The organism is Magnetococcales bacterium, assembly GCA_015232395.1.
Classification (GTDB): Bacteria; Pseudomonadota; Magnetococcia; order Magnetococcales; family JADFZT01; genus JADFZT01.
Genome location: JADFZT010000048.1, coordinates 26,559 through 36,404, shown reverse-complemented (window position 1 = coordinate 36,404; position 9,846 = coordinate 26,559). Strand labels below are relative to the sequence as shown.

Sequence of the window (9,846 nt, the reverse complement as noted above, 5' to 3'; positions counted from 1 at the left end):
TATCTCTCTGGATCCCCGCCTTCGCGGGGATGACGAGTCAGAGAAGAGTGTCCAATTCTGAGGTAGACCTACTATAGGAGTGAGAAACGGAGTAAAGGGAGAGCTGCTCATCTGGGCACATGGAGAGGGTGATGTGAGGCAAAGAGGTGTGCTGTTTAGCTGGGCACACTCCTGATGGAGGGGTCGGGGGCGTAGGGGGGGGAGGCCAGGGAGCCGTCGGGGTTGATGCGAATGGGCTGCCAGCTCCGACCTCGGAATCCCTCCAAGGGTTGAAAGCGGGCCTTATAGTCCATTTTCGGGCATTGGGGAATCCAATAGCCGAGATAGAGCCACGTAAGCCCCAGCGCCCGGGCTCGGCGGGCAGCCCAGAGTATGGCAAAGGTGCCGAGACTGCGGCGCTCCTCACCGGAGGCATAGAAGGAGTAGACCGCAGACAATCCCTGGGGCAGATGGTCCAGTACCAGCACGAGCTTAAGCTCCCCCTCTTCACGAAATTCATGAAAGCGGGTGTCCATCCAGGGGCAGGTTAAAAAATCGGTAAAATTGACCGGTTTGGGGTTATCCATGGAGCCGCCCCGATGGCGGTTTTTTTGGTAGCGGCGGTAGAGGTCGAAATATTCCGGGGTGTAGGAGGCTGGCTGCTCCAGGTGGGTGAGCCTCTGATTGCGCTTCCAGACCCGTTTCAGGCTTTTACTCCATTTCATCTGCTCGACAGGCACCCGCACGGGAATGCAGGCGTTGCAGGCGGGGCAGTGGGGGCGGTAGACGTGTTCACCGCTACGCCGGAAGCCCCGATCCACCAGATAGGCATAGAGGGAGGGGGTCAGGGTTTGCCCTGGATCCACAAAAAGGGTGGCGGCTTCCTGCTCCGGAAGGTAGCCACATTCATGACGAGGCGTCAGCAGCAAGGCCACCTGGGGTGGTTTTGGGAGGTGGTGGGCCTTTTCATTCATGGCACGGCCTCCTTCTTTATCGATGTGACAGCCTGATTCAAATCCACCGATTCCTCTTGCCGGATGCCCGGGAAACCTCTACTTTCCCCAGAATCCAGCCCATGGAAAAAGGGTTGTGACACCCGGCGCCATCCGTTAGCCAAAGGGTTTTGGACAAAGCCAGCCTGATTGGGCACCTTTGGTAAAGCAGGGGTGGCCCGGGGTAAAATCGGAAAGGAATTTGGCCGGGGCCCGGGATCCTTCCCATTGCGCCACTGCCTGCCCAGATTAACAAATATGGCGACGCCTGGCATCTTTTTCCCGGAACAAACTATCTTGATCCGGCTGGCGAACCTCTTAGAATAACCTCGGCCACAAGCCAAAAGACCCTTTGTTTCCAGGAGCGCGATCATGTTCGAAGGCACAACCATCCTATCGGTACGGCGAGGTGAACAGGTGGTGATGGGGGGGGACGGCCAGGTTACCCTGGGTAATATCGTGATCAAGGCCAACGCCCGCAAGGTGCGCACCATGCGCGAGGGCCAGGTGCTGGCCGGTTTTGCGGGTTCCACGGCGGATGCCTTTACGCTGTTTGAACGATTTGAGGAAAAGCTCACCAAACATGGGGGCAACCTCACCCGGGCCGCGGTGGAGATGGCCAAGGATTGGCGCACGGATCGGATGTTGCGCCGACTGGAGGCGATGTTGGCGGTGGCGGATCGCTCGGTGAGCCTGTTGATTTCGGGTACCGGGGATGTGTTGGAGCCGGAAGGGGGGGTGCTGGCCATCGGTTCCGGCAGCCCTTATGCTGAATCCGCCGCTCGGGCGCTTCTTGAAAATACGGAACTTCCCCCCCGGCAGATCATCGAAAAATCCATGGGTATCGCAGCCAACATCTGCATCTATACCAACCATAACCTCATCATCGAAGAGCTTTAAATGTCTGAATTTACTCCCCGTGAGATCGTCTCCGAACTGGACCGTTATATCATCGGCCAAAACGATGCCAAGCGTGCGGTGGCGGTTGCCTTGCGCAATCGCTGGCGGCGTCGGCAGCTCTCCTCGCCCATGCGGGAGGAGGTCTACCCTAAAAATATTTTGATGATCGGTCCCACCGGTGTGGGTAAAACCGAAGTGGCCCGACGTCTGGCCAAACTGGCCGACGCCCCCTTCATCAAGGTGGAGGCGACCAAATTTACCGAGGTGGGTTATGTGGGGCGGGATGTGGAGTCCATCATCCGGGATCTCACCGACATGGCGGTAAAAATGTCCATTGAGCGGTCCAAAATCAGCGTTCGCCGTCAAGCGGAAGATGCCGCTGAAGAGCGTCTATTGGATATTCTGCTCCCGAGCCCCAGCAGCCAGCAGCCCCAGGCCAACCCTTTGGGTTCCCTGTTCGGCGCGGTGGAGGAAAAACCCCAGGAGCCTCCCAAGCCGCCGGTGGATTCCGGTACCCGGCAAAAATTCCGCAAAATGCTCCGGGAGGGGCGTTTGGATGAGCGGGAGGTGGAGGTGGAAACCCGGGAATCCCGCACCGGCCCCACCCTGGAGGTGTTCACCCCCCAGGGTATGGAGGGGATCAATATTCAGGAGATGCTGGGTTCGATGCTGGGAGGGAAGGTGCAAAAGCGCAAGGTCACGGTGAAAGAGGCCTTGAAACTTCTCACCGACGAAGAGGCCGGAAAGCTGGTGGATAAGGAGCAATCCCAAAAGGAAGCGGTGGAGCGGGTGGAGCAGACGGGGATTGTCTTCCTGGATGAGTTGGACAAGGTGTGCGCCCGGGGCAGTGAGATGCGTGGGGGTGGGGATGTCTCCCGGGAGGGGGTGCAGCGGGATTTGCTGCCTCTGGTGGAGGGGACAACGGTTTCCACCAAATATGGCTTTGTGCGCACCGACCACATTCTGTTTATCGCTTCCGGCGCTTTTCAGCTTTCAAAGCCGTCCGATCTACTGCCGGAGCTTCAGGGCCGCCTGCCCATACGGGTGGAGTTGCAAAGCCTGACCCGGGGGGATTTTGTGCGTATTCTCACCGAACCGGAAAACGCCCTGACCCGTCAATATGCCGCTTTGATGATGACGGAGGGAATCACCCTGGAGTTTGGCGAAAAGGGGATCGAGGCGTTGGCCGATATCGCCGCCCAGGTGAATGAAACCGCTGAAAATATCGGTGCCAGACGCCTGCACACGGTGATGGAAAAGCTGCTGGACCAACTCTCCTTCACCGCTCCGGATCGCAAGGGGGAGACGGTCAAAATCAATGCCGCCTACGTCAACGATCAGTTAAAGGATCTGGCTGGCAACGAGGATCTCTCCCGCTACATTCTCTAATCTTTTCATCACCTCCTGGAGCTTTGACCGGATCCAGGGGGTGGCGTGGTTTTTGCTAGCTCTTTATCGTAGATCCAAACAATTGGTTTAATACGGGAGAGCGCAGCATGTCGGACCATTTTCAGGAGTTGGGCAGAGTTGTCACCGGCCAGTGGACCCGGCCTCGGGTAGGCATTCCCGCTGAAGTTTCCACCGATGGGGGCATCGAGGTGGGGTTGACCCGGGGATTGATGGTGGTGATCAGCTTGGTTTTTTTGGCGTTGATTGCCAGATGGACCGGCTTGAACGCCCCACTGATTGAAAAAATCAATCACCTGCTGCAACGGGATTCTGCTGTCAGGGTGGTGATGCCTGCCCATCTGCGCGCCCAAGAGCCTCTCCAGCTGGCTCCCCAGCCTGTCCAACCGACTGTCACCATCCACCACAAGGCCCCCGAACCTCTCCCGCCTACGGAACGGGTCTCTCAAACCTTTCCAGAAATCACCGGTGGTCCTTACATGGTGCTGGCGGGATCCTTCACGGATGCCGGCATTGCGGAAAAAATTCTCACACGCCTGCAAACCAGCGAAATCCCCGCGCACATGAGGGAGGTACGCATGGCGGATCGGGATTTTATCCACCTGCTCGTCGGTCCCTTCGATCAGGAGGAGAGCGCCCGTACAGCGGTGCAGATGATTCGGGAGCGCAGCGGTATTTTGGCGGAGTTTATCCTCACCACCGATGATTGGAGCCAGCAGCAGAGTGGATTGGATCTGGCCTCCACCCAACCCGTGGTAGAGGAGCCCGCTCCTCCACCGCCCGTGGGTGAGTTTCAGGTTTCTGCCGGGGCCTTCCTGGATACGGTCAACGCCGACAAGGTGCGGGACCGTCTGGTATTGGAAGGCATCATGGTGCAGTTGAGCGAAGCCCAAATCGGCGATCAACACTACATCCAGCTGGTGGGTGGTCCCTTCATGGAGTATGCCGAAGCCGAATCGATGGTGAAGGAAATCCAGGATCGCACCGGTATTTTGGCGGAAATCACTACGGTGCAGCCTGCTGTGATGCCCGAATAGAATCCGCACCAAAAATACCGAAATGGTTTGGATTATTGGGGAAAGCGTGCTCAAATGAATGGGTCGGTCAATCCAAGCCAAAAGGTGCACGCCATGCGTATGACCATTGAAACACCCATTGCAGTCAATAAACTCCCCCTTGAAGTGAGGCAAGGCCTGGAATTGGCAGGGGATCGTCTGGTCAGGGTTACTGTTGAAACGGTGGATGAGTTGACCGAAAATGGCTTCACCCCTGAGGAAGAGGCGGAAATCATACAGTCATATGAGGAAGCCAAGCGTGGAATCAATGTTTCGCCGGGTTATGAAACGATTGAGGAAGCCCTTGCTGCTCTGGACAGGGCTGCAGAGAAATATGGTGATTGATGGTCATCCATTACCAGAAAAAATTTTACAAGCAATTTGCTAAGTTGGATAAACACAAGCAAATTCAAGCGAAAGAGGCCATCGAACGCTTTAAAAAAAATCCCTTCGACCCAAAACTGAAAAACCATGCTTTGAAAGGCCCGATGATCCCAATGAGAGCCTTCTCTGCTGGATTTGATCTGCGGATTATTTTCAGCGAAGAAAAGGGATACGTTGAAGTGCTTTTTGTCCAAATTGGGTCGCATAATCAGGTCTATTAGGTGAACTGGTGTTGTTACAAACAAACAAAACCCAGGTAGCTATCTCCACCTTTTGAAGGTCTGCCTCTCCCACGCAGTCGCTTGATTAAAAATATTGGAAATAGACGTAAAATCAAAATGGCCCGAGAGAAAAAAACCTTCGTCTGTAGCGATTGCGGCGCTGACTATCCCCAGTGGGAGGGGAAGTGTGGCAGTTGTGGGGCTTGGAACACCTTGCAGGAGTTTCGGGTAGCCCCCCATGCCAAGGGGAAAAAGCCCCAAAAACCCTCTGACATTGCCAAGCCCCAGCGGCTGGAAGAGATCACCAGCGGTGATGAAACCCGCATGGAAGTGGGGATTGGGGAGTTGGATCGGGTGTTGGGGGGTGGGCTGGTTCCCGGCTCGGCGATTTTGATCGGCGGGGATCCGGGGATTGGCAAGTCAACTCTGCTGATGCAGGGGATGGAGGCGCTCTCCAAACAGGCGCCGGTGCTCTATGTCTCCGGGGAGGAGTCGGTCCGGCAGATCAAGCTGAGAGGAGAGCGGCTGGGGCTCACAGGGGAAAAAATGTGGGTGCTGATGGAAAACCGCCTGGAGTCGGTTTTGGATGCGGTGGCCCACAGCAAGCCTTCGGTGCTGGTGGTGGACTCCATTCAGACCATGGCCAGCGACGCCTTACCCTCTGCAGCGGGGAGTGTCACCCAGGTCAGAGAGTGTGTGGCGCGGTTGATCCAGCAGGCCAAGGAGCGGGAGATGCCGCTCTTTTTGGTGGGGCATGTGACGAAGGAGGGGCAGATTGCCGGTCCCCGGGTGGTGGAGCATATGGTGGATACGGTGCTCTACTTTGAAGGGGAGCGGGGACACAACTATCGCATCTTGCGGGCGGTGAAAAATCGCTTTGGGGCGGCCAACGAAATCGGCGTCTTTGAAATGCGGGAGGAGGGGCTCGCCGAGGTGGTCAATCCGTCGGAATTATTCCTCTCGGAGCGCGCCCGGGGAGCTTCCGGTTCGGTGGTTTTTCCGGGGTTGGAAGGCACCCGCCCGGTGTTGGTGGAGATCCAGGCTCTGGTGACCCCCAGCCCCCTGGCGCAACCCCGACGCACCACCTTGGGTTTTGATAACAACCGCTTGGCCATGCTGACGGCGGTGTTGGAAAAAAAGTTGGGGCTTGGGCTCTTCAATCACGATATATTTCTGAATGTGGCGGGGGGATTTCGCATCACCGAACCGGCAGCAGATCTGGCGGTGGCGGCGGCGCTCTTTGCTTCCCATCGGGAGATCGCAGTGGATCCGGGATTGGCTATATTGGGAGAGATCGGCTTGTCTGGAGAGGTGCGGGGGGTGGGGCATGTGGGGACACGCATGAAGGAGGCTGCCAAGCTCGGCTTCAACCGCTGCCTGGCTCCAGCCCGCTCCATTGAAGGAATCCCGCCTATCGATGGCTTGCGGGTGGATCCGGCTTCCAACCTGATCGAAGCCATGGAGAGCCTGCTTGGTAGAGGAGGGGAGGGGTGAATAAACCTGTCTGTCGAGGAAAACGCCCATGACCGCTTTTGATTATGTTTTGCTCACCATCGTCGGCTTTTCGGCACTGGTGGGGGTGATGCGGGGGTTTGTCAAAGAGGCGTTTCGTTTGGCGGGCTGGATCGTGGCCTATCTTTCAGCTTTTTGGTTTGGCCACCGGCTGGAACCCTTTTTGATTCCCCATCTGGATGCCACCAGCGCCGGGTTTGCAGCTTTTGCGTTGATTTTTATCGTCATCTGGCTCATCGCCTGGGGACTCGGCCTCCTGGTTCAGTCCATGATAGAGGCCGTGGGGCTGACTCTTTTGGATCGATTTTCGGGGGCGGGATTCGGTATCGCCCGGGGCGTTTTGATCATTTTGGCAGGCTTTATGATCTTCCTTTCCTTTGACATGGAGCAGCCAAAAATGGTAAAGCGCTCGCTTCTCGCTCCATACTGCGTGGAAGGCGTTGCGTGGCTGGGACGGATGCAACCGATGGAATCAGCCTGGGTAGAGCGCCTTCGCTCCGGAAAAAATTTACTGGCAAAAAATCCTGGCTGAGCACGTGACCCTGTTGGCAAGCTGAACCCGTCGACAGACCGACCCAACTGGCAGACCGACCCAACTGGCAGACGGACATTGCATTCTTTTCCTGACGATCATTTCCATGATGAATGTGGCGTTTTCGGCGTTTTCAATCACCCGGAAGCGGCCAACCTGGTCTACCTCGGACTCTACGCCCTGCAGCATCGTGGCCAGGAGTCGGCGGGGATCGTTTCCGTGGAGGACCGTATTCTCCACGTCAACCGGGGCAGCGGGGTGGTGGCGGATATTTTCAAGCGCCACGACCTGGAAAAGCTCCCGGGCAACCAGGCCATCGGCCATGTGCGCTACTCCACCGCTGGTGGCAGCTCCAACATGCGCAATCGCCAGCCATTGGTGGTGGATACCGCCTATGGGGGGATGGCCTTTGCCCACAACGGCAATCTGGTCAACGGCATCGAAATGCGCCGTAACCTGGAGCGCCGAGGCTCGATCTTCCAATCCACCATGGATACCGAGGTGATCGTTCACCTCACAGCCCTCTCCCGCCGCTCCACCTTTGCCGAACGACTGGTGGAGGCGTTGCATCAGGTGAAGGGGGCTTACGCCCTGGTGGGTATGAATGAGCGCTCCATCATCGCGGTGCGGGATCCCGGGGGCTTTCGGCCTCTGGTGCTGGGACGGATCGGGGAAAACGGTTATGTGATCTCCTCGGAAACCTGCGCCTTGAATCTCATTGATGCCGAGTTTATCCGGGATATCGAACCCGGGGAGATGGTGGTGATCGGTCCGGAAGGGGTGAAATCCTATTTTCCCTTTCCCCGACGTCAGCGCACCCTCTGTATCTTCGAATATGTCTATTTTGCCCGCCCCGACTCCACCCTGGATGGCATCAACGTCTATGAGGCCCGCAAGCGCATCGGAGCCAGTCTGGCTCAGGAGCATCCGGTAGAGGCGGACGTGGTGGTACCGGTTCCCGACTCCGGGGTGCCTGCGGCGTTGGGTTTTGCCCAGGCCACCGGCATTCCCTTTGAGCTGGGGATTACCCGCAACCACTATGTAGGCCGGACATTTATCGAGCCCCAGCAGTCGATCCGCCACTTTGGGGTCAAGATCAAACTCAACGCCAATCCCAGCGTATTGACCGGCAAGCGGGTGGTGTTGGTGGATGATTCGGTGGTGCGGGGGACCACCAGTCGCAAAATTGTCAAAATGGTGCGGGCCGCTGGTGCCAAAGAGGTGCACGTGCGCATCTCCTCCCCCCCCACCACCCATCCCTGCTATTACGGCATCGATACCCCCACCCGTAAGGAGCTGCTGGCCGCCAGCCATACGGTGAAGGAGATGCGCACCTATATCACCGCCGATTCCCTGGCGTTTATCTCCCTGGAGGCGCTCTACAAGTCGGTAGATGGTCGTACGACCGACTTTAACTCCTATTGTGATGCCTGTTTCTCGGGTAAATATCCGCTGCCCTTCCAAAAGCTGGAGGGATTCACCCAGCTGACCCTCTTGAAAGAGGCCTGATACGCTTCGGGGGCGGGACTCTCCCGGCCCTTGTTTCATCCAGATAGTGAAGGGGGCTTGGTGGTCCTCTTATAGCAGTTCCATCTCAAAATTAGACACTCTTCCCTGACTCGTCATCCCCGCGAAGGCGGGGATCCAGGGAGCTGATGATTGCCCTCAAGGAAAAACCAAATCTTCAAGAAAGGCCGGCATTTTACTGAAGAGTGATGCAAGATTTGGAAAGGTTTGCGCCAGATTCCCTGGATTCCCGCATTCGCGGGAATGACGGCAAAAATGCAGCGGCATATATCCAATTCTTGATTCGAATTGCTATGCTTCCTCTTCCTGTCCGCTTTTCCAAAGCCCGCCAATTCCCCTTCGTTTGCACTTTTTTCACACTCTGAAACATCAGGCACAAAACGTGCATATCTCCTTGTGAGTTCAATCTCCATCCTGAAATTGAGGGGGGATTGTCAAATCATTGACTGGAGAGAACCGCATGGCCGATTTCAATTTACTGGGAGCAGGGGGAGCGTTCAAAGCCAAGCTGCTCAACCTGCGTCACGCGCGTCAAGAGGTGATTGCCGCCAATGTGGCCAATGCCGACACCCCGGGTTACAAGGCCAAACGCCTTGATTTTGAGTCGGAGCTGGCCCAGGCCTATCCCGCCAATGGGGAGTTGGCCATGGCGCGCACGGATGGGCAACACTTGCCCATCGCCCCTACCAATTTTGAGCCGATGATCCAGGAAGTGGAGACCGCCATTCCCAAGGGGGACGGCAACAGTGTGGATCTGGAGCAGGAGATGGCCCGTCAGACCGCCAACCAACTGCTCTATAACTATGCGGCCCAATCCCTTTCCGGGCAGATCAGCCAGATGCGCATGATCATCGGTGGTGGTCGATAACCGCTGCCGGAATTTTGGGCATGACAGGAGTTCGATATGGATTTTTTGACATCGTTTAAGGTGACCTCCTCAGCGCTGGCAGCTCAGCGCTTGAGGCTCAACATTATCGCTGAAAATGTCGCCAACGCCCAGACCACCCGCACCCCGGAAGGGGGGCCCTACAAGCGTCGGGATCCGGTGTTTCAGGCCCAGCCCTTTGCCGATGTGCTGGATCAAACCAAAGCGGCTGGCTCCACCGGTGTTTCCGTGGACAGGATCATGGTGGATCAAAAGCCGCCGCGCATGCAGTACGATCCCAACCATCCCGATGCCAACCAGGATGGCTATGTGGCGATGCCCAACATCGATGTGGTGACCGAAATGGTCAACATGATGTCGGCCAGCCGTTCTTATGAGTCCAACGTTTCCGTGCTCAACGCCTCCAAGGCGATGGCATTGAAAGCTCTTGAAATCGGTCGTTAAGAGGTAA

The 9,846-nt window shown here is 56.9% G+C and carries 11 protein-coding genes; 10 read left to right on the top strand and 1 reads right to left on the bottom strand.

The window, feature by feature from the left end:
* Positions 1 to 155: 155 nt before the first annotated feature.
* Complete coding sequence (locus HQL52_13355; GenBank protein MBF0370434.1) at positions 156 to 953, bottom strand: arginyltransferase; 798 nt, start codon at positions 951 to 953, stop codon at positions 156 to 158.
* A gap of 390 nt (positions 954 to 1,343) precedes the next feature.
* On the opposite strand from HQL52_13355, the gene hslV reads away from it, so the two are divergent.
* From hslV to flgC, 10 genes are all read left to right on the top strand, one after another.
* Positions 1,344 to 1,871, top strand: a complete 528-nt coding sequence (hslV, locus tag HQL52_13350) for an ATP-dependent protease subunit HslV (GenBank protein ID MBF0370433.1) — start codon at positions 1,344 to 1,346, stop codon at positions 1,869 to 1,871.
* Entirely contained in the window at positions 1,872 to 3,260 is a 1,389-nt protein-coding gene (gene hslU / locus HQL52_13345; GenBank protein MBF0370432.1) for an ATP-dependent protease ATPase subunit HslU, read from the top strand. It abuts the gene before it with no gap.
* A 107-nt stretch (positions 3,261 to 3,367) separates the two neighbouring features.
* A complete protein-coding gene (locus HQL52_13340; GenBank protein ID MBF0370431.1) occupies positions 3,368 to 4,315 on the top strand; it encodes an SPOR domain-containing protein in 948 nt (315 codons plus the stop codon).
* A 54-nt stretch (positions 4,316 to 4,369) separates the two neighbouring features.
* Positions 4,370 to 4,678 (top strand): hypothetical protein, encoded by a 309-nt coding sequence (locus HQL52_13335; protein ID MBF0370430.1) that lies wholly within the window; start codon positions 4,370 to 4,372, stop codon positions 4,676 to 4,678.
* Positions 4,678 to 4,938: a type II toxin-antitoxin system YafQ family toxin gene (locus HQL52_13330; GenBank protein MBF0370429.1), complete on the top strand. Its 261-nt coding sequence runs from the start codon at positions 4,678 to 4,680 to the stop codon at positions 4,936 to 4,938. The genes HQL52_13335 and HQL52_13330 overlap by 1 nt, the downstream gene beginning before the upstream one ends.
* A gap of 117 nt (positions 4,939 to 5,055) precedes the next feature.
* Complete coding sequence (gene radA / locus HQL52_13325; GenBank protein ID MBF0370428.1) at positions 5,056 to 6,432, top strand: DNA repair protein RadA; 1,377 nt, start codon at positions 5,056 to 5,058, stop codon at positions 6,430 to 6,432.
* Between the two features lie 28 nt (positions 6,433 to 6,460).
* A complete protein-coding gene (locus HQL52_13320) occupies positions 6,461 to 6,982 on the top strand; it encodes a CvpA family protein (GenBank protein ID MBF0370427.1) in 522 nt (173 codons plus the stop codon).
* A gap of 78 nt (positions 6,983 to 7,060) precedes the next feature.
* A complete protein-coding gene (locus HQL52_13315) occupies positions 7,061 to 8,491 on the top strand; it encodes an amidophosphoribosyltransferase (GenBank protein ID MBF0370426.1) in 1,431 nt (476 codons plus the stop codon).
* 478 nt (positions 8,492 to 8,969) lie between these two features.
* Positions 8,970 to 9,377, top strand: a complete 408-nt coding sequence (gene flgB, locus HQL52_13310; GenBank protein MBF0370425.1) for a flagellar basal body rod protein FlgB — start codon at positions 8,970 to 8,972, stop codon at positions 9,375 to 9,377.
* 36 nt (positions 9,378 to 9,413) lie between these two features.
* Positions 9,414 to 9,839 (top strand): flagellar basal body rod protein FlgC, encoded by a 426-nt coding sequence (gene flgC, locus HQL52_13305; GenBank protein MBF0370424.1) that lies wholly within the window; start codon positions 9,414 to 9,416, stop codon positions 9,837 to 9,839.
* The last annotated feature ends 7 nt before the right edge of the window (positions 9,840 to 9,846 follow it).

Bases quoted from the DNA above. Each gene is read 5' to 3' on its own strand.
- radA (MBF0370428.1), top strand. From the start codon at position 5,056: ATGGCCCGAGAGAAAAAAACCTTCGTCTGTAGCGATTGCGGCGCTGAC.
- flgB (MBF0370425.1), top strand. From the start codon at position 8,970: ATGGCCGATTTCAATTTACTGGGAGCAGGGGGAGCGTTCAAAGCCAAG.
- HQL52_13340 (MBF0370431.1), top strand. From the start codon at position 3,368: ATGTCGGACCATTTTCAGGAGTTGGGCAGAGTTGTCACCGGCCAGTGG.
- flgC (MBF0370424.1), top strand. From the start codon at position 9,414: ATGGATTTTTTGACATCGTTTAAGGTGACCTCCTCAGCGCTGGCAGCT.
- hslU (MBF0370432.1), top strand. From the start codon at position 1,872: ATGTCTGAATTTACTCCCCGTGAGATCGTCTCCGAACTGGACCGTTAT.
- HQL52_13330 (MBF0370429.1), top strand. From the start codon at position 4,678: ATGGTCATCCATTACCAGAAAAAATTTTACAAGCAATTTGCTAAGTTG.
- hslV (MBF0370433.1), top strand. From the start codon at position 1,344: ATGTTCGAAGGCACAACCATCCTATCGGTACGGCGAGGTGAACAGGTG.
- HQL52_13320 (MBF0370427.1), top strand. From the start codon at position 6,461: ATGACCGCTTTTGATTATGTTTTGCTCACCATCGTCGGCTTTTCGGCA.
- HQL52_13355 (MBF0370434.1), bottom strand. From the start codon at position 953: ATGAATGAAAAGGCCCACCACCTCCCAAAACCACCCCAGGTGGCCTTG.
- HQL52_13335 (MBF0370430.1), top strand. From the start codon at position 4,370: ATGAATGGGTCGGTCAATCCAAGCCAAAAGGTGCACGCCATGCGTATG.